Source organism: Kocuria sp. NBRC 114282 (assembly GCF_030268385.1).
GTDB lineage: Bacteria > Actinomycetota > Actinomycetes > Actinomycetales > Micrococcaceae > Kocuria > Kocuria palustris.
Genome location: NZ_BSQO01000002.1, coordinates 22,516 through 45,917, shown reverse-complemented (window position 1 = coordinate 45,917; position 23,402 = coordinate 22,516). Strand labels below are relative to the sequence as shown.

19 protein-coding genes are annotated in these 23,402 nt (G+C 71.0%); 9 read left to right on the top strand and 10 right to left on the bottom strand.

The features are described from left to right. The first annotated feature begins 31 nt into the window (after nucleotides 1-31). A complete protein-coding gene (locus tag QSJ40_RS03865; protein ID WP_352156018.1) occupies nucleotides 32-2,143 on the top strand; it encodes an ATP-binding protein in 2,112 nt (703 codons plus the stop codon). Nucleotides 2,144-2,266: 123 nt separating this feature from the next. Here QSJ40_RS03865 and QSJ40_RS03860 read toward each other — a convergent pair whose 3' ends face one another. From QSJ40_RS03860 to QSJ40_RS03830, 7 genes are all read right to left on the bottom strand, one after another. Next, on the bottom strand, nucleotides 2,267-3,802 hold the full coding sequence (locus QSJ40_RS03860; protein ID WP_285728977.1) for a SulP family inorganic anion transporter: 1,536 nt from the start codon (nucleotides 3,800-3,802) through the stop codon (nucleotides 2,267-2,269). Between the two features lie 67 nt (nucleotides 3,803-3,869). After that, complete coding sequence (locus QSJ40_RS03855) at nucleotides 3,870-4,874, bottom strand: ribonuclease HI (protein ID WP_285728975.1); 1,005 nt, start codon at nucleotides 4,872-4,874, stop codon at nucleotides 3,870-3,872. Between the two features lie 245 nt (nucleotides 4,875-5,119). Continuing rightward, the gene (groL, locus tag QSJ40_RS03850; RefSeq protein ID WP_006215581.1) at nucleotides 5,120-6,748 is read right to left on the bottom strand and encodes a chaperonin GroEL; all 1,629 of its coding nucleotides are present in this window, start codon (nucleotides 6,746-6,748) and stop codon (nucleotides 5,120-5,122) included. Nucleotides 6,749-6,990: 242 nt separating this feature from the next. After that, a complete protein-coding gene (locus QSJ40_RS03845; RefSeq protein WP_024289092.1) occupies nucleotides 6,991-7,662 on the bottom strand; it encodes a GNAT family N-acetyltransferase in 672 nt (223 codons plus the stop codon). Continuing rightward, on the bottom strand, nucleotides 7,659-8,366 hold the full coding sequence (locus QSJ40_RS03840; RefSeq protein WP_006215583.1) for a LytR C-terminal domain-containing protein: 708 nt from the start codon (nucleotides 8,364-8,366) through the stop codon (nucleotides 7,659-7,661). The genes QSJ40_RS03845 and QSJ40_RS03840 overlap by 4 nt, the downstream gene beginning before the upstream one ends. Nucleotides 8,367-8,427: 61 nt before the next feature. Next, nucleotides 8,428-8,652 (bottom strand): DUF3263 domain-containing protein, encoded by a 225-nt coding sequence (locus QSJ40_RS03835; RefSeq protein ID WP_006215584.1) that lies wholly within the window; start codon nucleotides 8,650-8,652, stop codon nucleotides 8,428-8,430. Beyond that, complete coding sequence (locus tag QSJ40_RS03830; protein WP_024289093.1) at nucleotides 8,652-9,359, bottom strand: SDR family oxidoreductase; 708 nt, start codon at nucleotides 9,357-9,359, stop codon at nucleotides 8,652-8,654. The genes QSJ40_RS03835 and QSJ40_RS03830 overlap by 1 nt, the downstream gene beginning before the upstream one ends. Nucleotides 9,360-9,440: 81 nt before the next feature. On the opposite strand from QSJ40_RS03830, the gene QSJ40_RS03825 reads away from it, so the two are divergent. Beyond that, on the top strand, nucleotides 9,441-10,136 hold the full coding sequence (locus tag QSJ40_RS03825) for a uracil-DNA glycosylase (protein WP_024289094.1): 696 nt from the start codon (nucleotides 9,441-9,443) through the stop codon (nucleotides 10,134-10,136). 5 nt (nucleotides 10,137-10,141) lie between these two features. After that, on the top strand, nucleotides 10,142-10,990 hold the full coding sequence (locus QSJ40_RS03820; protein ID WP_259870279.1) for a siderophore-interacting protein: 849 nt from the start codon (nucleotides 10,142-10,144) through the stop codon (nucleotides 10,988-10,990). Between the two features lie 89 nt (nucleotides 10,991-11,079). Here QSJ40_RS03820 and QSJ40_RS03815 read toward each other — a convergent pair whose 3' ends face one another. The 3 genes from QSJ40_RS03815 to QSJ40_RS03805 form a co-directional block, all read right to left on the bottom strand. Further along, nucleotides 11,080-13,068: a threonine/serine exporter family protein gene (locus tag QSJ40_RS03815; RefSeq protein WP_285728965.1), complete on the bottom strand. Its 1,989-nt coding sequence runs from the start codon at nucleotides 13,066-13,068 to the stop codon at nucleotides 11,080-11,082. Nucleotides 13,069-13,178: 110 nt separating this feature from the next. Then, on the bottom strand, nucleotides 13,179-14,261 hold the full coding sequence (locus tag QSJ40_RS03810; protein ID WP_285728963.1) for a lipid II:glycine glycyltransferase FemX: 1,083 nt from the start codon (nucleotides 14,259-14,261) through the stop codon (nucleotides 13,179-13,181). 171 nt (nucleotides 14,262-14,432) lie between these two features. Further along, a complete protein-coding gene (locus QSJ40_RS03805) occupies nucleotides 14,433-15,221 on the bottom strand; it encodes a DeoR/GlpR family DNA-binding transcription regulator (protein WP_285728962.1) in 789 nt (262 codons plus the stop codon). 253 nt (nucleotides 15,222-15,474) lie between these two features. Between QSJ40_RS03805 and QSJ40_RS03800 the strand changes: the two genes are divergently transcribed. The 6 genes from QSJ40_RS03800 to QSJ40_RS03775 all read left to right on the top strand — a co-directional run bounded on the left by QSJ40_RS03800 (nucleotide 15,475) and on the right by QSJ40_RS03775 (nucleotide 23,387). Further along, nucleotides 15,475-17,235, top strand: coding sequence for an ABC transporter ATP-binding protein (locus QSJ40_RS03800; protein WP_006215591.1), 1,761 nt, complete (start codon nucleotides 15,475-15,477; stop codon nucleotides 17,233-17,235). Then, a complete protein-coding gene (locus QSJ40_RS03795; RefSeq protein WP_006215592.1) occupies nucleotides 17,232-19,298 on the top strand; it encodes an ABC transporter ATP-binding protein in 2,067 nt (688 codons plus the stop codon). Before QSJ40_RS03800 ends, QSJ40_RS03795 begins: the two co-directional genes overlap by 4 nt. Before the next feature lie 138 nt (nucleotides 19,299-19,436). After that, a complete protein-coding gene (locus QSJ40_RS03790) occupies nucleotides 19,437-20,450 on the top strand; it encodes a tripartite tricarboxylate transporter substrate binding protein (protein ID WP_006215593.1) in 1,014 nt (337 codons plus the stop codon). Then, nucleotides 20,447-21,034 carry a tripartite tricarboxylate transporter TctB family protein gene (locus QSJ40_RS03785; RefSeq protein WP_006215594.1) on the top strand — a complete coding sequence of 196 codons (588 nt, stop codon included), beginning with the start codon at nucleotides 20,447-20,449 and terminating at the stop codon, nucleotides 21,032-21,034. The genes QSJ40_RS03790 and QSJ40_RS03785 overlap by 4 nt, the downstream gene beginning before the upstream one ends. Further along, the gene (locus tag QSJ40_RS03780; RefSeq protein WP_006215595.1) at nucleotides 21,034-22,539 is read left to right on the top strand and encodes a tripartite tricarboxylate transporter permease; all 1,506 of its coding nucleotides are present in this window, start codon (nucleotides 21,034-21,036) and stop codon (nucleotides 22,537-22,539) included. Before QSJ40_RS03785 ends, QSJ40_RS03780 begins: the two co-directional genes overlap by 1 nt. 245 nt (nucleotides 22,540-22,784) lie before the next feature. Then, nucleotides 22,785-23,387 (top strand): TIGR03085 family metal-binding protein, encoded by a 603-nt coding sequence (locus QSJ40_RS03775; RefSeq protein ID WP_006215596.1) that lies wholly within the window; start codon nucleotides 22,785-22,787, stop codon nucleotides 23,385-23,387. Nucleotides 23,388-23,402: the final 15 nt, after the last annotated feature.

The following is a 23,402-nucleotide window of genomic DNA, read 5'->3' as shown; positions in this document are numbered from 1 at the left end:
CGTCCGCCTGCCGTCGACGGAGGTCTGAACCGTGGAGAAGCTCACAGCGTGGTGGCGCTCGTCGTCGCTGCGGACCCAGCTGATGGTCCTCACCGGCCTGCTGCTGATGCCGTCGATCCTGCTGACGAGCTTCGTGTCGATCTCCGTGGTGCGCGACTCGCTCGTCAACTCGATCGACAACGAGCTGCGCGAGTCGCTGGGCACCGTGTCGACCGCGCTGATGTCGGACATGATCGGATCGCCCACCGTCAACGTGTCCAAGCGGGGCTACCTGCTCGACTCCGACGGCGAGATCGTCGCCCAGGTGGGCTCCACCGCCCCCGGCCCGGTCGACCCGGGCGAGCCGGACCTCTCCAGCTTCACCCGCGAGCTCGTCCTGCAGACGGAGCAGTCCGGGATGACGGTGCGCTCCGCCGACGGCGAGGACGGCTCCTGGCGCGTGGTGGCAGCCCCCCAGGCCGACTCGGACTACACCGTCGTGACGGCCGAGCCGCTGGGCTGGGCCAACGGCATGATCTCGGCGGTGACGCTGCTGACCCTGAGCTTCGGGGTGGCCACCCTCCTGGTGGCCCTGACGGTCGGCTGGATCCTCATCACGCGGGCGTTCACACCGCTGAAGCGGGTCGAGGCCACCGCTGCCGCGATCGCCGCCGGCGACCTGTCCCAGCGCATCTCCGGCTACAGCTCCGCGACCGAGGTCGGCCAGCTGTCGATGTCGCTGAACCGCATGCTCGGGCAGATCGAGGACGCCTTCGACGCCCGGACCCACTCCGAGAAGCGGCTGCGCCAGTTCGTGGCCGATGCCTCCCACGAGCTGCGCACTCCTCTCGTGTCGATCCGCGGATACTCCGAGCTCTACCGCCACGGCGCCCTGGACGATGACGAGAAGGTCTCTCAGGCCATGGGGCGCATCGAATCCGAGGCCACGCGCATGACCCAGCTGGTCGAGGACCTCCTCTCGCTGGCCCGGGTGGACAACGGCCGAGCCCTCGAGATCACCGACGTCGACCTGCTGGTCCTGGCCCACGATGCCGCCGCCGACTTCGCGGCGGCCTGGCCGGATCGCCGCATCACGGTGCTCGGCCCGGACGACAGCGCCGCCGCGCCGGTGTGGACCCGCGGCGATGACGCCCGTCTGCGCCAGGTCGTGGTCAACCTGATGACCAACGCCGTGCGCTACACGCCGCAGGGAACAGACCTCGAGATCATCGTGGAGAACCCCTCGTTCGACGCCGTGCCGCAGGAGCAGCAGCCCGCCGTCCCGGATGACGAGTCCGCGCCGACCTGGTTGGCGCAGCTGAAGATCCGCGACCACGGTCCCGGCATCAAGGGCCCCGACCGCACTCGGATCTTCGAGCGCTTCTACCGCGCGGACACCTCCCGCACCCGCGAGACCGGCGGCACCGGGCTGGGCCTGTCGATCGTGGCCTCGGTGGTGGGCCAGCACGGCGGAGTGGTCACCCTCGAGGAGACCCCCGGCGGCGGCGCGACATTCGTGGTCACCCTGCCCGGCGGAGAGTCCGCCGAGGCCGCGATCGAGCGCGCGGCCGACGCCGACGACCCCGCGGACCAGGCCCTGCGCTCCAGCGGCGCTGAGGCTCCCAGGGCCTCCCGCGGGGAGTCGGGGACCTGGTTCTCGCGCGGTGCGTGGACCCCCTCCAGGCGGCGCAGCGCACCCACCGAGGAGCAGCTCGAACGGCAGCGCCAGGCCGCCGAGGAATCCGGTCCCGCTTCCGCCTCGAGCGGTCGTCGGATGCGCCGTGCCGCCCGCCGCGGCGAGACGACAGTGCCCTCGGCCGGAGACTCCCCGGTCGAGCCCGGTTCGGCAGCCGAGGCCACCGGTGCCGGCGCGTCCGATGCCGACGGCTTCGAGGCGGGAGATTCCGCTCGCGCCTCGACGGCTGCGGGGGCGTCGCCGGCCGAGCAGGCTCAGCCCGCCCGCGCCGCAGATGCCGAAGCAGGCACTGCTGGACGCGAGACCCGAGACGACGCCCCGTTCGGCGACGACGGCCTGCCTCCGATCCCCGAGATCGACGAGGACGATCCCAGCATCATCGACGAGACCGGCGAGCTGCCGGATCTGTCCGGCCCAGATCCCGGGGCACCGCGCGACGACCGCAGCGGCGGCTCCTCGCACAGCTGAGGGTCCGTCCACGGCTCGCAGAGCGACCGGCGCAGGCCGCTTCCGAGGGCGAGCATGGCCCGAGAGGTCCTCGCGGCCGCCGGCCGGGCAGAGAGACGACGCCTCGGTCGCGGGGGCGTCAGCTCAGCCGCGGGGACGGCGGGTCAGCCGGTCGTGCAGCCCGGAGCTGAGCCGATCCAGGCCCACGATCTCCACCTGCACGCCGTGGCGGTCGTACTTCTCCCGGATCGAATCCAGCGCGGCGACCGTGGAGGCATCCCAGATGTGCGCCCGGCTCAGGTCGATGCGCACGTGCTGCGGGTCCCGGGCGTAGCCGAACTGCGTGTAGAGGTCGTTCGAGGAGGCGAAGAACAGCTCGCCGTCCACCACGTAGGTGACCATGTCCTCGCTGGGGGCCGTGGTGACGAGGTCCTCGCCCACCCGGCCCGGGAAGCGGTGGACGCGCACGGTGTGGGCCACGCGGCGGCTGAACAGGACCATGGCAGCCAGCACTCCGGCGCCCACGCCGATCGCAAGATTGTGCGAGACCACGATGACCACGGTCGTGATGACCATGACCGCGACCTCGCTGCGCGGCAGCGTGCGAAGGGTACGCGGGTGGATGCTGTGCCAGTCGAACGAGGTCAGCGCCACGTAGATCATCACCGCGGCGAGTGCGGCCATGGGGATCACGGCCACGACGTCTCCCAGTGCGATCACGAGCACCAGCAGGAAGATGCCCGCCGAGGCCGTGGAGATCCGCGTGCGGGCGCCCGAGGCGTTGACGTTCATCATGGTCTGCCCGATCACCGCGCAGCCCCCCATCCCGCCGAAGAGCCCCGTCACGATGTTCGCAGCGCCCTGCCCCCAGGTCTCGCGGGTCTTGGAGGACGGGGTGTCGGTGATGTCGTCCACCAGCTTGGCGGTCAGCAGCGACTCGAGCAGCCCCACGACCGCCATGGACAGGGCGTACGGGAAGATCACCTGCAGCGTCTCGAACGTCCAGGGGACCTCCGGCAGTCCCAGTACCGGCAGCTCGCGCGGCAGCTCGCCCTTGTCCCCCACGGTCGGCACGGCGATCGAGGCCAGCACCGCCAGGAGGGTCACCACGACTACCGCCGCGAGCGGGGACGGCACCGCCCGGCTCAGCCGCGGCAGACCGAAGGTGATCAGCAGGCCCAGGGCCACGAGCGGGTAGACCATCCACGGCACGCCGAGCAGCTCGGGGAGCTGGGACGTGAAGACGATGATCGCCAGCCCGTTGACGAAGCCCACCATGACCTGCCGCGGCACGAAGCGCATGAGCTTGGGCAGTCCGACCAGCGCCAGGAGCACCTGCAGGATCCCGGCGAGGATCACGCATGCGATCAGGTGCTCGACCCCGTGGGAGGCCACCAGGGGCGCGACGACCAGGGCGACGGCACCGGTGGCCGCCGAGATCATGGCGGGTCGGCCGCCGACGATCGAGATGGTCACCGCCATGGTGAAGGAGGCGAAGAGCCCCGCCCGCGGATCGACCCCGGCGATCACGGAGAAGGCGATCGCCTCCGGGATCAGCGCCAGGCCCACGACGAGTCCCGCCAGCAGCTCGGTGCGCAGGGCTCGCGGCGAGCGCAGGCTCCACAGCACGGACTGGCGCTGCAGCGGCGAGGGCGAGGCCTGGGCGGACGGTGAGCTCATGCGGACGGGGCTCCTGAGACGGGGAAGGGCAGGGACCCCGCCGCCGGCAGGTGCGCCGCGGGGCTGTTCAGGACTCGAGCGTCACCTGGAGGTGGCGCAGCAGCCATTGTCCCAGTTCGCTGCGGGAGTCCTCGCGCGTCCACAGCGCGGTGTGCACCGCCGAGCCCGTGGAGCCCAGGACATGGATCGTGGTCTGCACAGCGCGCCCGCTCAGGGCCAGCAGGTCCACCAGATGCAGGTCGGCGGAGTCATCGCCCCGGGAGACGCTCGCGGGATCGCCGGGGCGCCCGTCCGAGTCGATGAGCACCGCCTCCGGGTGGAGGGTCGCGGACGGCAGGCCCTCGCGGATGCGTCCGCGCTCCAGGCCGAAGACCTCCTGCGCGGGGCTCGGAGCGGCGGCCAGGTCCTCCGACTGGTCCTCCAGGCTCGAGAGCAGATCGGGATCCGGGTCCCCCACCTGCTCCTCTGCCTCCGCACGGGGATCGGCTGCGCCGCTGCCTGCGGGACCGGCCTGGTCCCCCGCTGCGGCGCCCGTGGCGGCCGCGGGCTCGGCAGAAGCCGCAGGGCCTGCCGGCGCCGCAGCAGCTGAGGCCGCGGCCGCGTCCGAGCCCAGCGCCAGCCCCGGCCCCTCCTCCGGCGCGCGGCCGGCCTGAAAGGCCTTGGCGGCGGCGTTGGCTCGGGCGTCGGCGGCCTCGTTCAGCTCGTGGCCCGCGTGGCCCTTGACCCATTCGAAGGTCACGTCCCGGCCCTGCATGGCGGCGTCCAGCGCCTTCATGAGCTCGACGTTGAGCACCGGCTTGCCGTCGCTCTTCTTCCAGCCCTTCTTCTTCCAGCCCTTCATCCACTTGGTGATCGAGTTGATCACGTACTGGCTGTCGCACAGCACCCGCAGGGGCTCGCCGAGCTCCTGCGTGGACTCGAGCAGGTCCAGCACGGCCTGGAGCTCGCCCATGTTGTTCGTGCCATGCGGCCAGCCCCCGCTGCGCCAGTTGGAGTCGTCGATGTACCAGGCCCAGCCGGCCGGGCCGGGATTGCCCAGGGCGGAGCCGTCGGCGGCAGCGATGATCGTCATGCCGCACACTGTGGCACGTCCCACCGACAGCACAGCCCCGTCCGGCGCCGCGGCTCGGGCTGCCCCGACAGGCTCCCGTCGGCAGGCCGGTCGCACCGGGCCCTGGGACGCCTGCGGCACCGGCCGGCAGCGCAGACGCTCGTCGGGTCCACCCCCGGACATGACGACGGGCCCCGCCTCCCGAGGTGGGAGACGGGGCCCGTCGAACTCGCTGGGCTGCGCTCAGCGATGACGCCGAGGCGTCATCACATCATGCCGCCCATGCCGCCCATGGGGTCCTCGCCGCCGCCGGCACCGGCCGGCTCCGGCTTGTCCGCCACGACGGCCTCGGTGGTGAGGAACAGACCGGCGATCGAGCCGGCGTTCTGCAGGGCGGAGCGGGTGACCTTGACCGGGTCGTTGATGCCCGCGGCCAAGAGGTCCTCGTACTCGCCGGTGGCCGCGTTGAGGCCCCAGCCCTTCTCGAGGCCGCGCACCTTGGCCGCCACGACGCCCGGCTCGAGCCCGGCGTTGAAGGCGATCTGCTTGAGCGGAGCGTCGATGGCGACCTTCACGATGTTCGCGCCGGTGGCCTCGTCGCCGCTGAGCTGCAGCTGGCCGAAGGCGGTCTCGCCGGCCTGGATCAGGGCGACGCCGCCGCCGGCGACGATGCCCTCCTCCACAGCGGCCTTGGCGTTGCGCACAGCGTCCTCGATGCGGTGCTTGCGCTCCTTGAGCTCGACCTCGGTGGCCGCGCCGGCCTTCAGCACGGCGACGCCGCCGGCCAGCTTGGCCAGGCGCTCCTGCAGCTTCTCGCGGTCGTAGTCCGAGTCCGAGTTCTCGATCTCGGCGCGGATCTGGGCCACGCGGCCCTCGATCTCCTCGGCGGAGCCGGCGCCGTCGACGATGGTGGTCTCGTCCTTGGTCACGACGACCTTGCGGGCGGTGCCCAGCAGGTCCAGGGTGGCGGTCTCGAGCGAGAGGCCGACCTCCTCGGTGATGACCTGGCCGCCGGTCAGGATGGCGATGTCCGCCAGCTGGGCCTTGCGGCGGTCGCCGAAGCCCGGAGCCTTGACGGCCACGGACTTCACGGAGCCGCGCATCTTGTTCAGCACCAGCATGGCCAGCGCCTCGCCCTCGACGTCCTCGGCGATGATCATCAGCGGCTTGCCCGACTGGATGACCTTCTCCAGGACCGGGACGAGATCCTTCACGGCCGAGATCTTCGAGTTGACGATGAGGATGTAGGGATCCTCGAGGACGGCCTCCTGGCGGTCGGCGTCCGTGACGAAGTAGCCGGAGAGGTAGCCCTTGTCGAAGCGCATGCCCTCGGTCAGCTCGAGGTCCAGCCCGAAGGTGTTGGACTCCTCGACCGTGATCACGCCCTCCTTGCCGACCTTCTCCATGGCCTGGGCGATGAGGCGGCCGATCTCCGGATCCGCGGCCGAGATGGACGCGGTGGCCGCGATCTGCTCCTCGGTCTCGATCTCCTTGGCGGAGCTGAGCAGCTCGGCGGTGACGGCCTCGACGGCCTTCTCGATGCCGCGCTTGAGCGAGAGCGGGTCAGCACCGGCGGCCACGTTGCGCAGACCCTCGCGCACGAGCGCCTGGGCGAGCACGGTGGCGGTGGTGGTGCCGTCGCCGGCGACGTCATCGGTCTTCTTGGCGACCTCCTTGACGAGCTCGGCGCCGATCTTCTCGTAGGGGTCCTCGAGCTCGATCTCCTTGGCGATGGACACGCCGTCGTTGGTGATCGTGGGAGCGCCCCAGGACTTCTCCAGGACGACGTTGCGGCCGCGCGGGCCGAGCGTGACCTTGACGGCGTCAGCCAGGGTGTTGAGGCCGCGCTCGAGACCGCGGCGGGCCTCCTCGTCGAATGCGATGAGCTTTGCCATGTGTTCGTCCCTCCTGGACGTTCAGTCTGACTCCCACCGACCCGCTGCCCGCGACGGACGGGGCGCCGGCTCCTGCGGGATCTGCCCGCCGAGCCTGCCCCTCAGAGAGGCGGTGGCTTCCACTGCGTGGTCGAGCGGCTGCGCCGACCGCAGCGGGGCCGGCTGGCAGTCTGCTCGACTGAGTGCCAAGTCCATTATTGGCACTCGGCCCCTGCGAGTGCAAACCCCTGAGCGCGTTCGGCTCAGGGTTCACCGTGGGCGGACGCCCCGTGCCACGGCACCTGCTCCCACTCCTCGCGCAGAATGCCGTAGATCATCCGGTCGTAGTGCTCCCCCGCCACCTTCCGAGCCCTGCGGATCCGCGCCTCCTCGGTGAAGCCGAGCTTCCGGGCCACCCGGCACATGCCGCGATTGCCGCTCCAGGTCTCCAGGTCGACGCGGTCGGCGCCGCTGGTCCGGAACAGCAGGTCGACCCACAGGCGCAGGGCCTCCGAGCCGTACCCGCCGGACCAGTACTCCGGCGGGTAGATCGCCACGCCGATCGAGTGCAGCGGCAGCAGATGCGTGCCCGTACCCGGATCCTCCGTGGGGGCCTCCGCGTGATACCAGGAGACCTGCCCCAGGAACCGGTCGGTGCCCTGCTCGGCGATCACCGCGGTGTCGCGCACTGCGGGCCAGTCGCCCTGGCGCACCCGCTCCGTCAGCTTACCGAGCCAGCGCTGGGCCGATTCTGCGGTGAAGTTGGGGTAGAAGGGCCCGTCCGTGCGCTGCCACTCGTGCTCGCCGCCGCCGGGCGGGGGCATGATCCACCGCTCGTAGACGGGGAGGTCATCGGCGCGCCAGTCGCGCAGGCGCACGCGCCGGCCCTCGACGGCCAGCGGCTCGACAGCGCGCGAGTTCCCCGCCGCGCTCATCGGAGGGCCTCCGCCGGATCGGCCGCCAGCGCCTGGGCGCCGGCGCCTTCCTGCGGGAGCTCGGCGGCGCCCTGCGCGGAGGACTGCTCCTGGCCTGCGCCCACCAGCTCCTCGCCGAGGTCGTCTCCGATCACTGCCACCAGCGGATAGGCGATGGCGTCGTCGGCCTGGACCTGCTCGATCCCCAGGGCATCGGCCACGAGCCGGGCCTGCTCCTCGGTGTCCCCGGTGACGCCGTCGCTCGCGTAGTAGACCACGCTCTCGTCCACGGGCATGCCCCAGTTGCCGGTGGCGATGACCTCCCAGTCCAGCGCCGTGAGGTCCTCACTGGCAGCGCCGGCCACGCCGTCGAGGTCGGTGGCGTTGAAGATGCCCACCTGCTCGGCGTCCTCGGGAGCGGCGGAGGCGCTCGCCCCGTCCTCCGCCCCGGCCGACCCGCTCGGATCCTCGGCGACCTGGTCCTCGGAGCCCTGGACGGCGCTCGAGCCGCGGTCCTGGTTCACGGTCGAGAAGACGTAGGCGCAGGCGCCCAGCAGCAGGCCGAGGGAGCCCACGATGACCATGGCCTTCAGGCTCCCGGGTGTCTTGGGGGCTGCGGCCTCCCGGGGCCGGTGCGCGCCCTGCCGAGGGCCGCCCTCCGGGACGTCGTCGAAGACGTCGCGGGGATGCAGGTCGGGATCGGACCACGGGGGCTGTTCGCTCATGCGCCCCATCCTTCCATCCGGGAGCCCGTTCATGCGCCGCGACGAGCCGCCGGGACCGCGCTCACGAGTCCCTCAGCTCGCGCAGCCGCCGCACCAGGACGGGCTCGGCCGCCCAGGCGGCCTCCGTGTCCAGCAGCGCGTTGAGCCGCTGGTAGTACTCCGTCACGGGCATCCCGAGCTGCGCGCCGATGGCCCGCTCCTTGGCCCCCTGGTACTTGAAGCGCCGCTTCTCCAGGTCGAGGATCGCCCGCTGCTGCTCGTCCAGCTCCCCCGCCTGCGCGCCCATCAGCGCTGCTCCTGGCGCGGGCGCACCGAGACCGAGGTGAGCTGCACATCCGGGGAGGCATCTACGACCGCACGCACGGCCCGGCCCACCGACTCGGGGAGGATGTACTCCTCCGGGCGGTGCTGCTTCCCGATCGAGTCGTGGATCCCCCGCAGCATCTCGGTGTCCGTGGGGCCGGGGTGCACCGAGGCCACCCGCACGAGGTCCGGTTCGAGCTCCTGGCGCAGCGAGTCCGCCAGCGCCCTCAGCGCGAACTTGGAGGCCGCGTAGACCGCGTTGCCGCCGCTGGCGGTGAAGCCGGCGCCGGAGTTCACGAGCACCACGGTTCCCTGCGCGCGGCGCAGCGCGGGCAGGGCCAGCCGGGTCAGCTCGGCGGGGACCATGACGTTGAGCTCCAGCTGCGCCTGCCAGTCCTGGGGGCGGGAGTCCTCGACCGAGAGCCGGTGGCCCAGGGCGGCGCAGTGGACCAGGACATCAAGCCGCTCGAGCCCGTCCACGAGCTCGGGCAGGGCCTGGAAGTCCGTGAGCTCGGCGCGCACGGGCTCGGCCCCCTCCGGCAGCTGCGCCAGGGCGTGCTCATCGCGGCCCACGGCCAGGACCCGGTGATCGACCGCCAGGGACTCGACGACCGCCCGGCCGATGCCGCCGGTGGCACCGGTGACGAGGGCGAGGGGACGCTGATCGGTGGGCATGCTCGACTCGCTCATGCCGCCACTGTAGAACGCGGCCACGACAGCGCAGCGGGGCGCCCCCCGGCGTCGTGGGCGGCGGTCCCTAGAGTGGTCCGCATGACCAGCACCGATTCCGCAGACCGCCCCGAGCTCGCCGAGATCATGGCCGAGGACTGGGCCGAGGCCCTGCGCCCCGTGGAGGACGCGATCCACGGGATGGGCGACTTCCTGCGCCAGGAGCATGCGCAGGGCCAGCGCACCTTCCCGCCGGGCCCGGAGATCCTGCGGGCCTTCCAGGAGCCGATGGCCGAGGTCCGCGTGCTGATCCTGGGCCAGGACCCGTACCCCACCCCGGGCCACGCCATGGGGCTGTCGTTCTCGGTGCGCCCGGACGTCCGCCCCCTGCCGCGGTCCCTGCAGAACATCTACCGCGAGCTGCACGACGACCTGGGGATCGCCCCGGCCGAGAACGGGGACCTCAGCGCATGGAGCCGCCAGGGCGTCATGCTGCTCAACAGGTGCCTCACGGTGCGCGACGGAGTGCCTGCCTCCCACCACGGCAAGGGGTGGGAGGCCGTCACCGAATGCGCGGTCCGGGCCCTGGCGGCCCGCGGCGGCCCGCTCGTGGGCCTGCTGTGGGGGCGCCCCGCACGCCAGTGCGCCCCCTGGCTCGCCCCGGCCCCGACCGTGGAGTCCACGCACCCCTCTCCCCTGTCCGCCTCCCGCGGCTTCTTCGGTTCGCGGCCGTTCTCCCAGGTCAACCGTCTGCTCGAGGAGCAGGGGGCGGCTCCGATCGACTGGTCGGTAAGGTGAGCCTCATGACTGACGACCCCGCCCAGCACCAGCCCGCTCCCGCAAAGCCGCCGAAGGCGCAGATCGACCTGACCGTCGTGCAGCGCCTGGAGCTCTCCCCGTCGATGGTGCGCATCGTGGCCTCGATCGGCGATCCGAGCTCCTTCCGGGACATCGAGCCGCCGGAGAAGTACTGCAAGCTCGTGTTCTTCGATCCCGAGCTGGGCCTGGGAGATCATCCCGACTACTGGAGCCTGCGCGAGACGCTTCCGCGCGAGCACCTTCCCGTGACCCGGCACATGACGCTGCGCCACGTGGACCTCGAGGCCGGGCAGCTGTGGATCGACGTCGCGCTGCACGGCGACTCCGGCTGGGCCGGGCCGTGGGCGGCCGGAGCGCAGCCCGGCGACACGATCGTCGCTGTGGGTCCCGGCGGCAAGTGGATCCCCGACCCACAGGCCTCCTGGAGCCTCATGCTCGGCGACGAGGCCGCGATCCCCGCGGTGCTCGCCAACGTCGAGGCCATGCCGGAGGACGCCCGCGGAGAGATCCTGCTCGAGGTCCAGGACGCCGATCACCACCTGGACATCCAGGTGCCCTCGGGCTGGAGCCTGCGCTGGATCCACCGCGCCGAGGCCCCCGCCGGCTTCCCCGCCCTGGTCGAGGCCGCGCGCACGGCGCAGTGGCCCGGCACGACGGACGGCATCCAGGTCTTCGCCCACGGCGAGCGCGAGGCCATGAAGGCCCTCCGACCCGTCCTGTTCGAGGAGCACGGCCTGGAACGGGCGCAGGTCTCGCTGTCGGGCTACTGGGCCCGCGGCCGCGACGAGGACGCCTTCCAGGCCGAGAAGAAGACCCCGGTCGGCAAGGTCTGATCCCCTTCCCCTCGCACAGCACGACGGCCGCGCACCTGCTCATGCGAGGGTGCGCGGCCGTCGTCGTCTGCGCAGGCGGGGTCGGTCAGTCAGCGGCGGCGGTTGCGACGCATGCCGATCCGGGCGTCCTCCGAGAGCACGAACGGGCGCATCAGCAGCTGGCCCAGGACCAGCCCGGCGGCCATCGACAGGATCGTGGTCATGGCCGTCACCAGCGACACGACGCCGTGGCCCGTGGTCTCGGCCTCGATCGTCACTGCGTACATGCCGCGGAAGACCGACAGCCCGGGCAGCAGGAACGTCATGCCCGGCACCGCGAGCACCAGCGACGGGATGCGGTGCCGCCCGGCGATGTAGGCGCCGATCACGCCCGTCATCGTGGCCCCGAAGACCACCTGCAGGCGCGCGTCGAGTCCGACCCACCCCACCAGGTGATAGGCCAGCAGGCCACCGAGCCCGGCGACCATGGCGGGCAGCAGGTGCCGCGCCGAGGCCTGCAGGCTGATCGCGATCAGCCCGGCTGCCAGCGTCATGCAGATGATGTTGAGGTAGGGCGCCGCCGGCTCGAACTGCGTCTGGGAGATGTCCAGCCCTCCCTGGCCCATCAGCCCCATGACCGCGATGCCCGTGTAGATCCCCGCGACGATCCCTGCGAAGGCCATGCCCGTGGACAGCGCGCGCCCTGCGGCCGTGACGGGGAAGCCCGAGATCGCGTCGTGCATGGTCGACATGAACCTGGTGGTGGGCATCAGCATGATCAGACCGGCCGCGATCACCTTCGGGGGCGACATCTCGATGCCGATCTGGGAGCCCAGCAGCGCCATGACGGTGATGACGAAGGCCGAGACCACCATGGTGAAGAACTCCGGCACGCGGCGTCGGCCCATCACGGCCCCGATCTTGCCCACCATGCCGGCCGAGAGCATCGAGATCGTGGCGCCCGTGAGGCCGCCGCCGATGCCCAGGGTGATGGCGAATGCCGCAGCCATGGTGGCCAGGGAGACCACCCAGTTGGGGAAGGGCTTGGGCCGGGAGTTGATGGCCTGGAGCCGCTCGCGGGCCTCCTCGCGCGACATCCTCCCTCGGCTGATCTCCGTGACCAGCCGGTGCGTGTCCGCCAGACCGGAGTAGTTGTCCGACGACGAGCGCACCACGCGCATGACGGTGTGGCTCGTGGTGTCGGCGTGGTTGAACACGTCCTCGCGGGTCGCGGAGGCATCGAGGCCGGAGACGTCTGCGACGTAGTTGATCGTGACCGACTGGTTGGTGATGTCGACCTCGATGTTCTCCACGCCGTAGGTCGCGCACACGGCCACGACCGCGTTCTCGACGTCCAGTGCGTCGGCGCCGTAGTGGAACATCGTCTCCGCCAGGCGCAGGGCGAAATTCAGGGTGCGCCGGGCCTCTCGGTCGTCCGAGCTCGCGTACCGGCGCAGGCCCGCGAACGGGCTGGCCGTAAGCCGCTCGACCATGGGCATGGCGGCGGTCATCCCTGCGTCGCGCTTCATGATCGACTCGAGCACGCGACGCGAGCGCCGCGGCTGCGGTGCCGTCGCTGCGGAGCTCGACGACGGGTAGGCCGCCGTCTGCATCTGCGTGGTCGGCTGGCTGCCGAGATCCGTCGGCTCGACGGCCGGCAGCATCGAGGTGTCCGGGCGCGAGACCGGGCCCGTGGACTCCTGTGAGGCGCGCCGACGGCTCGTCGTGGCGATCGGGACGGTCTGGGCGGGCGACTGCCGCTGCAGCCGGTCGCGCTCGATGGCCTCGGTCGTGAGCACTGGAAGCGCCTCGACGCGCGGTGCCAGCACATCGCCGAGCTGACCGTCCGCCAGGGCCTGGGCGCGTCCGGCCTGGGCCTCGGTGGGCCGGATCGGCGCCAGGTCCTCGTCGCTGAGCCACTGCTGCAGGCTCAGCTGGGCGTCCGGCCCGAAGGGATCCGCGGGCAGCTGCTCGAGGTCCGTCCATCCCGAGCTCGGATAGGAGCCGGGGCGGACCCCCTGGCCGAAGGGCTGCAGAGCCGACGGCTCGGATGCGTCCGTCAGGCTGGTCAGGGAACCGGTGAGCGTGGCTGGGGGCACCGCGGACTCTCCTCCATGGTGTGTTCCGACATGCATCGCGCCGGATGCCGCCGTGCGGCGTCATCCGTCACGGGCACCCGGGCAGGCCGGGCAGGGGGCCGGTCGTCGGCTCAGTAGAACGCCTCGTTGCGGGAGCGGACCCACAGCCGTCGCATGACCTTCTCGATCACGGTGTTCCACAGGCGGGCCCGGCAGGGGGAGATCTGCTGATCCCACACGCCGGTGTAGTCGATGACGGTCTTGGTGAACGACGTCTTGAACAGCCCCAGCCCGTGGAACGGGTGCTCCTTGTCCTTGACCCGGTCCTTGGGCGGGGTGCCCACGAAGTCGTAGTCGATGATCCCGTGGTCCTTCATGAGATCCGTCAGCGCGGTCCACTGCACCAGGTGCGAATCGCCGTACTGCTTGCGCCGGGGCTTCGACCCGCCGTCCTTGTAGAAGCCGTGCCTCCCGAAGGCCACCACGAAGGCGCCGACGGAGGGCTCGCCGTCCTCGTAGGCGAAGTACAGGCGTCCCTGCCCGGCCTGGTCGAAGTTCGTCCAGAACCGCTGGTAGTACTCGTACGGACGCAGCATGACGCTGGCGTGGCCCTGTCCGATGGTCTGCATCAGCCCGAACATGGCCTGCATGTTTTCCTCCGTGACGGGCACGCGCTCGACGCGCGCCTCCTCCCGGATCGCGCGGCGCACCGCGTTGCGGCCGCGGGAGTGCAGGGCCTTGAAGACCTCGTCCTCGCTGCGGTCGGTGTCCAGCAGCGCGGTCGAGTCGTTGGACTGGATCGGGAAGGAACGCACCAGGCCGGCGTCCTCCAGGGTGGACGTGAGCTCGGGGTCATCCAGCAGCACCGGCTCCATCTTGACCATGAAGACGCCCAGGCGCTTGCGGCGGATCAGCTCCTTCGTAGCCTCGGCGAAGCCGACCACGTCCTCGCCGGCCTCGACCGACGGGCCCTTGGCCATGTACCAGAGGCTGCCCAGCCCCGGAACGACCTTCTCGAGCACGAGCGTGAACACCGGCTGCGATCCGTCGCGCGGCTCGTGGACCAGGTGCACGGGCCGCCAGCCGTGATCCTTCTTGACGTCGGCGTACGAGGACGCCTGCAGCAGGTCCCCTCCGCGCGGGTTGGACTGCACATGCTCATCCCAGGCGTCGATCTCCTGGGTCGTGGCGAAGCGTGCGGTGAAAGCGCGCACGGTGCTCCTTTCGGGTCATGCCCCGGGACGATCGCTCGGGGGCTGTCTCGTCGAGGACGGGACGGGGGCCGACAGCAGGCCCGCGCCGCCCGGGCTCGCGGACAGGGGTCTCGGCCTCCCACCGTACCGGGTGATCCCTGCTCGGACCCCGGCACCGCCCCTGCGCGTCCTTCAGGCGATGACGATCTCCACACCGGCGCGCTCCAGGGCGCGGGCGAGCCCTGACGGCGGCTCGGCGTCGGTGATCATGACGTCGATCTCGCTCAGATGGGCGTAGCGCGAGAACGTCTCGTGGCCGTGCTTCTCGGCGTCGCAGACCACGACCACCCGGCGGGCGGCCCCTGCGATCGCCGCCTTGACCGCGGCCTCAGGCGCGTGCGGCGTGGAGAATCCGAAGCCCTCCGAGACCCCCGAGCAGCCCAGGATCGCCAGGTCCACCCGGTGGTCGGAGTAGTGCCCGGCGGTCCGGGCTCCGGCGGCCGCCCAGGTGAGCTTGCGCACAGCGCCGCCGACCATGTCGAGCTCGATGTCCGGGTGATCGGCCAGCCGCCCGGCCACGTGCAGCGCGTGGGTCAGCACCTGCAGCGGCTGCTCGGAGTCATCGGACCGCCAGTTCGCGAGCTCATCGGCCACCGCCTCCACCGTGGTGCCCGCGTCCAGGACGACGGTGACCGCGCCCTCGGCCTCGAGCAGGCGCACGGCAGCCGCGGCGATGCGCCGCTTGGCCGGGGACTTCGGCGCCTCGCGCCCTGCGATCGCTGCCTCGACGGAGGCCGGCCGGTCGAGGGAGACCGCCCCGCCGTGCACTCGACGCAGCCTGCCCGCGGCCTCGAGCGCGGCCAGATCCCGGCGCACGGTCTCCATGGCCACATCGAATCGCCGGGACAGGTCGGCGCCGCTGACCCGACGGGATGTGCTGACCAGCTCGGCGATCTCCGCCTGCCGCTCCTGTGCGAACATGTGCCGATTCCTCCTGGGACCCGAGTCCGTGCCTCGCCCCCTCCTCGGTGCGCGGTCCTTTCGCGGCAGCCGAGACAGGGCCGCTGCGACCCGGGGCGTCGCCCCCGAGACTATCGGGAGCCTCCCTGTCCGAAGGTCTATCCTGTCCCCGGCCGGGCCCGGCTTCCGGGCCCCTGCCCCTTCCGCGCACCCCGTCATCGATGACGGACGCACCCATCCCTGCGCCCCTCGTCCGCCCCCTTGGAGGCACCGCTTGCTCCTGCGCCTGATCCGCGACTACGCGGGCCGCTACCCCGGCTGGATCCTGGGAACGGTCGTCCTGCAGCTGGCCGCGACCATGACGATCCTCCTGCTGCCCGCGCTCAACGCGCGCATCATCGACGGCGGGGTGGCCCAGGGCCGCACCGGGGTGATCGTCTCCACGGGTCTGGTCATGCTCGGGGTGACGCTGCTGCAGGCAGTGACTGCCGTGGCGGCCGTGTACTGCGGCGCGCGCGTGGCCATGGGCACCGGACGCGACCTGCGCCACGCCGTCCAGCGCCGGGTCGCCCGCTTCTCCGGGCGCGAGATGGACCGCTTCGGCACACCGTCGCTGATCACGCGCGGGACGAACGACGTCCAGCAGATCCAGATGCTGACCCTGATGGGCCTGACCATGATGATCACCGCGCCGCTGATGAGCATCGGCGGCCTGGCCATGGCCCTGCGCACGGACCCCGGCCTGTCCTGGCTGGTCTGGGTCGCGATCCCGCTGCTCGTGGTGCTGCTGCTGCTGATCATGCGCAGGCTCATGCCCCTGTTCCGCTCCATGCAGGGCCGGATCGACGACATCAACGGCGTGCTGCGCGAGCAGGTGGTCGGCATGCGCGTGGTGCGGGCCTTCGTGCGCGAGGACCACGAGCGCCAGCGCTTCGCCGGTGTGAACGACGAGCTCTCCGGGATCTCCCTGCGCATCGGGCAGCTGTTCGTGCTGATGTTCCCCCTGATCATGATGATCCTGCACCTGGCCACCGCCGCGGTGCTGTGGTTCGGCGGCCACCGCGTGGATGAGGGGCTGCTCGAGGTCGGGCAGATGACCGCGTTCACGCAGTACCTGCTGCAGATCCTCATGGCCCTGATGATGGGCGTGTTCATGATGATGATGGTCCCCCGGGCCATGGTCAGCGCCGAGCGCATCGGAGAGGTCCTGCGCACGGAGACGAGCCTCCACGAACCGCTGCAGCCGCAGGCCCCGCAGCGCCTCGAGGGCGTCGTCGAGTTCCGGGACGTCTCCTACTCCTACCCCGGCGCGGAGGCCCCGGTGCTGGAGGGCATCAGCTTCACGGCCCGCCCGGGCACCACCACCGCGATCATCGGCTCCACCGGCGCCGGGAAGACCACGCTGCTGCACCTCATCCCGCGCCTGGACGACCCCACGCACGGGCAGGTCCTGCTCGACGGGGCGGAGACCTCGCGCCTGGCCCGCAGCGAGATCGTGCGCCGCGTGGCGCTCGTGCCGCAGAAGCCCTACCTGTTCTCCGGGACGATCGCCTCCAACCTGCGCTTCGGGCGCCCCGAGGCCACCGACGAGCAGCTGTGGGAGGCCCTGGAGACCGCGCAGGCCGCCGATTTCGTGCGCCGGATGCCCGAGCAGCTCGAGACGAACGTGTCCCAGGGCGGAACGACCGTCTCGGGCGGGCAGCGCCAGCGCCTGTCCATCGCACGGGCACTGATCGCGGATCCCGTGGTCCACCTGTTCGACGACTCGTTCTCGGCCCTGGACGTCACCACGGATGCCGCGCTGCGGGCGGCGCTGCGTCCCGTGACCCGCGACGTCACCCAGATCGTGGTCGCCCAGCGCGTGGCCACCGTGCTCGATGCCGATCAGATCCTCGTGCTCGACGACGGCCGGATCACCGCCCGCGGCACCCACGCCGAGCTGCTTGAGTCCTCGGCCACCTACCGGGAGATCGTGGACTCCCAGCTCAGTCCCGAGGATCCCTCGGCCGACACGGAAGCGGAGGCCGCCCGATGAGCCCCAGCACCTCCTCTGCACGTCGCCGCGGCCGCGCCGACGCCGAAGCCGCGGCCGGGGACGAGGCCCTGAAGGACGATTCCCTGATCTCCCCCGAGATCGACCTGGATGACGCTCCCGCTGACGACGGCTGGGGCGGCGGCGCTCCCGCGCGCAAGCCGCGCAGCTTCTGGCCCTCGGTGCACCGGCTCGGCGGCCTCATGATGGACTTCAAGGCGGGGCTGGCCGTGGTGCTGGTGTTCATCACGGGATCCGTCCTGCTCTCCGTGCTGGCGCCCATGCTGCTCGGCCAGGCCACGAACGTCGTCTTCGCCGGTGTGCTGTCCCGGGACCTCCCGCCGGATGCCACGCAGCAGGAGGTCGTCGACGGCCTGCGCGCCGACGGGCGCGACTCCCTGGCCGACGTCTTCTCGACCATGACGCTGGACCCAGGCTCCGGAGTGGACTTCGGTCGGCTGGGCCAGCTGATCATGCTCGTGCTGGCCATGTACCTGGTGGCCTCGGTCCTGCAGTGGGCCCAGGGCCGGATCCTCAACACGATCTCCGTGCGGATCATCCGGGACCTGCGCGCCCAGGTCGAGGACAAGCTGCACCGGATCCCGCTGAGCTACTTCGACACCCGCCGCCGCGGGGATGTGATGTCGCGGGTGACCAACGACGTCGACAACGTCCAGACGGCGCTGCAGCAGACCTTCTCGTCACTGCTCGAAAACATCATGCGGGTGCTCGGCATCCTGATCATGATGTTCGTGCTGTCCTGGCAGCTGGCGCTCGTGGCGCTGATCGCGCTGCCGCTGTCCGCCGCCGCGGCCGGGATCGTGGGCTCTCGTGCCCAGAAGCACTTCGGGAAGCAGTGGGCGGCCACCGGAGCCCTCAACGGCCAGATCGAGGAGGACTTCACCGGCCACCAGCTCGTGACCGTCTTCGGGCGCGAGGACGACATGGCCCGGGACTTCGATCGCCGCAACGACGACCTCTACCGCTCGGCCTTCTCCGCCCAGTTCGTCTCCGGGACGATCATGCCGATCATGCAGTTCGTCTCCTGGCTGTCCTACGTGGGCATCGCCGTGGTCGGCGGGATGCGCGTGGTGTCGGGGTCCATGACGCTGGGTGCGGCCACGGCCTTCATCCAGTACTCGCGTGAGTTCAACCAGCCCCTGTCGCAGGTCGCCTCGATGGCCACCCAGATCCAGTCGGGCGTAGCCTCCGCCGAGCGCGTCTTCGAGCTGCTGGACGCCCCGGAGCAGGAGCCCGAGTCCGCTCCGGCGCAGATGCCCGAGCGCATCGAGGGCCGCGTGCAGTTCGAGCACGTGGACTTCTCCTACCAGCCCGACGAGCCGCTGATCGAGGACCTCTCCTTCACCGCCGAGCCGGGGCGCACGGTCGCGATCGTGGGCCCCACCGGCGCGGGCAAGACCACACTGGTCAACCTGGTGATGCGCTTCTACGAGATCGACTCCGGGCGCATCACCCTGGACGGCACCGACATCCGGGAGATGACCCGTGCGCAGCTGCGCTCGCAGGTGGGCATGGTGCTGCAGGACGCGTGGCTGTTCACCGGGACCATCCGCGAGAACATCCGCTACGGGCGCCTCGAGGCCACCGACGAGGAGGTCGAGGAGGCGGCCCGCGCCACTTCGGTGGATCGGTTCGTGCGCTCCCTGCCCGAGGGCTACGAGACCGTGCTGGACAACGACGGCGGCAGCATCTCCGCCGGCGAGCGCCAGCTCATCACGATCGCCCGCGCCTTCCTGGCGGCACCCGCCCTGCTGATCCTGGACGAGGCGACCTCGTCGGTGGACACCCGCACGGAGGTCGCGGTGCAGAAGGCCATGGCCGCGCTGCGCCGGGGCCGCACATCGTTCGTGATCGCCCACCGCCTCTCCACCATCCGCGACGCGGACACGATCCTGGTGATGAGCGGCGGCCGGATCATCGAGCAGGGCTCCCACGACGAGCTGATGTCCCGCCCCGGGGCCTATCGGGCGCTCTACGAGAGCCAGTTCAGCGAGGAGCCTCCCGAAGAGCCCGAGGCCCTCACCGGCTCGCTCGATCAGCTGTGATCGCGGCCGCTGCGGGGGCTCGGCTCAGATGCGATTGTGGGCGAGTTCACATGTAGCATGGCGCACATCATCAGCCGCGGGTCGGGATGCCACCACCTCTGACCTGCGGCTGCGCCACGCACCAGCAGGAGCCCTCCCGTGGAAGTACAGGAAACACCGCAGACAGGTCCCCCGGGCCGTCGGGCCGTTCTGAAGGGACTGGGCGCGGTCGTCGCGCTCGGGTCGTTCGGGACCGCGGCCTACGGCTCGATCACCTCGCGCACCTCCGGAACCGATCTGCGCTCGAACCTCACGATCATCGCCCCGGCCGCGGCCGGCGGCGGATGGGACACCATCGCCCGTGAGATGCAGATGGTCCAGCGCGAGAACCAGATCATCAACAACACCCAGGTGGTCAATCAGCCCGGTGCCGGCGGCACGATCGCGCTGAGCAACCTCATCAACATGGAGGGCGACCCGCAGACCCTGATGGTCGGCGGCACCGGCCAGCTCGCGGCGACCATCCAGTACGAGACGGAGGCGACCCTCGACGACGTCACCCCTCTGGCCGTCGTGGTCGAGGAGTACGGCGTGATCGTCGTGCCCGGAGACTCCCCCTACGAGAGCCTCGACGACCTCGTGAAGGCGTGGAAGGACGACCCCAGGGCCCTTCCGTGGACCGGCGGCGGCTCGTTCGACGAGCTCGTGATCACCGATCTGGCGCTGAAGGCCGGGGTGGACCTGGCGAACTTCCAGTTCGTGTCCTCCGACGGCGGCGGCGAGGCCATCCAGGCGCTGCTCAACGGCACCGCCAAGGCGGCCACGGGCGGCTACCCGGACAACGTGGATCAGATCGAGGCCGGGAACCTGCGCGCGCTGGCGCTGGTGGCCCCCGAGCCGGTCGAGGGCATCGACATCCCCACCGCCTTGGAGCAGGGATACGACGTCTCGCTGACCAATTGGCGCCTGCTCGCAGCCCCTCCGGGAATCACGGAAGAGGAGAAGGCCGAGCTGGAGGACGTGATCCTCGAGACCATCGACGCCCCCGAATGGGCCGAGGCCGTAGAGCGCTACCACTGGTCCGAGAACCGGATCTTCGGCGACGAGCTGACCGACTTCCTGGAGACCGAGCGCGAGCGCATCTCCGGCCTGTACGAGGAGATGGGCTCATGAGCACCTCAGCATCCGCCGCCGAGACCCCCTGGGCCGACGGCTCCGACGAGCCCCGCGACCCCGCAGCGCCTTCGAGCTCCTCCGCCGAGCCCGAGGTGCGCACCACGCTGATCCGCGATCTGCTCACTCCGCTGATCCTGCTCGCGTTCGCGACCTATCTGACGGTGAACCTGTTCCTGATCGAGGTCACGGACTCCACCGACTTCCCGGGCCCCCGGTTCTTCCCCGCGATCATCGCCGGGCTGATCTACGCGCTGACGGCCCTGGAGCTGCTGAGCATCGCCCGGAACCGCTCCCGTCGCGGCCCCGCGCCCGCGGCCGCCGCCGAGTCGGCCGCGCCGTTCGACTGGCCCGCACTGGTCTGGACCGTCGGCGGGTTCATCCTGTTCATCCTCACCCTGCGGCTGCTCGGCTGGGTCCTGGCCGCGGCGCTGCTCTTCTGGTTCGTGGCCCGCGGGTTCGGCAACCGCAGCCCGCTGACCTCGCTCGCGGTGGGCCTGACGGTCAGCTCGCTGGCCTACATCGGCTTCGACATGGGGCTGGGCCTGAACCTGCCCTCCGGCATCCTGGGAGGTGCGTTCTGATGGAATCCCTGTCCCTTCTGGCCGACGGCTTCGCCGGAGCCCTGACGCTGAGCAACCTCTTCTGGGTCGTCGCCGGGTGCCTTCTGGGCACCGCTGTGGGCGTCATCCCCGGGCTCGGCTCCTCCATGGCCGTGGCGCTGCTGCTGCCCGTGACCTTCGCCCTCGAGCCCACCGCCGCGTTCATCATGTTCTCGGGCGTCTACTTCGGCGGCCTGTTCGGCGACTCCACCATGGGCATCCTCATGAACACTCCGGGGCAGGGATCGGCGATCGCCTCCACGTTCGAGGGCCATCGCATGGCCAAGGACGGCAGAGCGCCCCAGGCCCTGGCCACGGCCGCGATCGGCGCGTTCGTCGGCGGCTTCACGGCCTCGATCCTGCTGGTGTTCGTCGCGCCCTGGCTGGCCAGGTTCTCCTCCAGCTTCGGACCGGCCGAGTACTTCGCCCTGGCCCTGTTCGCCTTCATGGCCACGTCCTCCGTCGTCACCGACTCGGCGGTCAAGGGCCTGCTGTCGCTGCTGCTCGGCCTGGGCATCGCGGTGATCGGCATCGACTCCGTCACCGGCATCCCTCGCTTCACCGCCGATTCCCAGAACCTCTTCGACGGCATCTCGCTGGTCACCGTCACCGTGGCCGTGCTGGCTCTCGGCGAGGTCTTCCACTACGCCACCGTCACCCGGCACACCCCGCAGGGGACCATGGTCGCTTCCAAGGGCCGTCCGTGGCTGTCGGGCAAGGAGTTCCGGGAGGCGGCCCCGGCCTGGGGCCGCGGCACCGCCATCGGCCTGCCCTTCGGCGTGATCCCCGCCGGCGGCGCCGAGATCCCCACCTTCCTGGCCTATGGCACCGAGCGATCGCTGGATCGACGCCGCAAGGACCCCCAGTTCGGCAAGGGGGCCATCCGCGGCCTGGCCGCACCCGAGGCCGCCGGCAACTCGACCACCGGCATGGCCATGGGCGCTCTGCTGGCCCTGGGCCTGCCGGTCTCCGCCACCGCGGCCATCATGCTGGCGGCCTTCCGGCAGTACGGCCTGCAGCCCGGCCCGCTGCTGTTCGAGCGATCCTCGGACCTGGTGTGGGCGCTGCTGGCCAGCTTCTTCGTGGCCATGGTGGTCCTTCTGATCATCAACCTGCCGTTCGCACAGATCTGGGCCAAGCTGCTGCTGATCCCCGCCCCGTATCTCTACGGCGGGATCATGGTCTTCTGCGCGCTGGGCATCTACGCGTCGTCGAGCGCCCTGTTCGACCTGGGCCTGCTGCTGGTGCTCGGACTGATCGCGTTCGTCATGCGGCTCAACGACTTCCCCATGGCGCCGCTGATCATCGGCATGGTCCTCGGGCCGCTGGCCGAGACCTCCCTGCGGGATGCGCTGGTGTCCTCCGCCGGTGATCCCTCCGTGCTGATCGACGGCCCCATCACCTGGGTGCTCTACGGGCTGCTCGCCGTGATCCTGCTCCTGTCCATCCGCGCCAAGGTGGTCAGCCGCACCCGCAAGGACGTCTGAGCCGGGTCGAGCCGCGAAGGCCCTCCTCGGTGCGCAGTGCCCATCGAGGAGGGCCTTCGTCGTGCCCGGGCCAGGTGCTCGACGGTCCCGCGGCGGATCCCCGTGGGAATGTCCTGTGCATTCGAGCCGATGCGACGAGTGCGGTTCCTCCCCTCGGCGTGCGCGGATACGTTGGGGAGGAAGGCATCGCATCAGTCATCGCATGAGCGCCTCCGGCGACCCGGAGCGCGCCGGGAGGAGATGAAGTGACCAATTTCGCCGTCGTCGAGCGCCGTCACCTGGCAGCCCTGCTGCGCCGCGTGGGGCCGGATGCCCCCACCCTGTGCGAGGGCTGGGTCACCCGTGACCTCGCGGTCCACCTGATCGAGCGCGACTCCCGCCCTGATCTCATCGCGGGCACCGTCCTGCCCAAGATCCCCGTGCTGAGCAAGCGGGCCCAGGAGGCCGACGCCCAGCTGCGCCGCCAGGACTGGGGCGAGCTGGTGTCCAAGGTCGAGAAGCCTGCCCTCTACTCCCCAGCCCGACTGGGCCCGCTGGACAAGCGCATGAACACCGCCGAGTTCTTCGTCCACCACGAGGACGTGCGCCGAGCCCAGGAGACCTGGCACCGCCGTCAGCTGCTGCAGGAGGAGGAGCGGGACCTCTGGGCCGCCCTCAAGCTCATGGGCAAGGCTCTGCTGCGTCCCGAACAGGATTCCGTCCTGCTGGTGGCCAACGGCTACGGCTCCGTGACCGGGGGCAAGGCCAAGACCACGACGGTGCGCATCGTGCGCGGCACCCCGTCCGAGCTGCTGCTGTGGGCCTTCGGCCGCCGCGAGCAGGCGGAGGTCGCGATCACCGACGAGTGATCCCGCCTCGATCCC